The 630-nt window shown below is 49.7% G+C and carries 1 rRNA gene; it reads right to left on the bottom strand.

The window, feature by feature from the left end:
• Positions 1-442 (bottom strand): 23S ribosomal RNA (locus ABD873_RS08745); the annotation flags it as partial.
• Positions 443-630: the final 188 nt, after the last annotated feature.

Genomic DNA, 630 nt, shown 5'->3' with positions numbered 1-630 from the left:
GCCAGATGGTGCTGGCAGATTCCCACAGGATTACTCCGGTCCCGCGGTACTCAGGATACCTCCAGAATATCGTTCTTTACCTGTACGGGGCTATCACCCTGTATCGCCCGGCTTCCCATCCGGTTCCAGTTCATCCCGATATCCTTAGTGAAGGTCCTACAACCCCGTTATTGCCGTAACAATAACGGTTTGGGCTCTTTCCCGTTCGCTCGCCACTACTTGGGAAATCACTATTGTTTTCTCCTCCTACGCCTACTTAGATGTTTCAGTTCAGCGCGTTCGCGTCTTTTAGACAACTACCCTTCAGGTAGTTAGGTTACCCCATTCGGAAATCTGCGGATCTATTCGCGTTTGCCAATCCCCGCAGCTTATCGCAGCTTACCACGTCCTTCTTCGCCTCTGAGAGCCTAGGCATCCCCCGTGTGCCCTTTATTACTTTCTTCTCCTCATAGCCCTTTTGCTAACTATGAGAACAACTCGCCTGGATTTTATCCAGAATCCGCTGTTGTCTTATCGTTATCTTTTTCTTCCTTCCAATATGTCAAAGAACTCTTTTTTCCGCTATATCGCAGAAAGCGTGGAGAATAACGGATTCGAACCGTTGACCCCCTGCGTGCAAGGCAGGTGCTC

The sequence above is a fragment of the Sphingobacterium thermophilum genome (assembly GCF_039541675.1).
GTDB classification, from domain to species: domain Bacteria; phylum Bacteroidota; class Bacteroidia; order Sphingobacteriales; family Sphingobacteriaceae; genus Sphingobacterium; species Sphingobacterium thermophilum.
The sequence above is the reverse complement of the archived record's forward strand: the minus strand, read 5'-3'. Positions and strand labels throughout refer to the sequence as shown.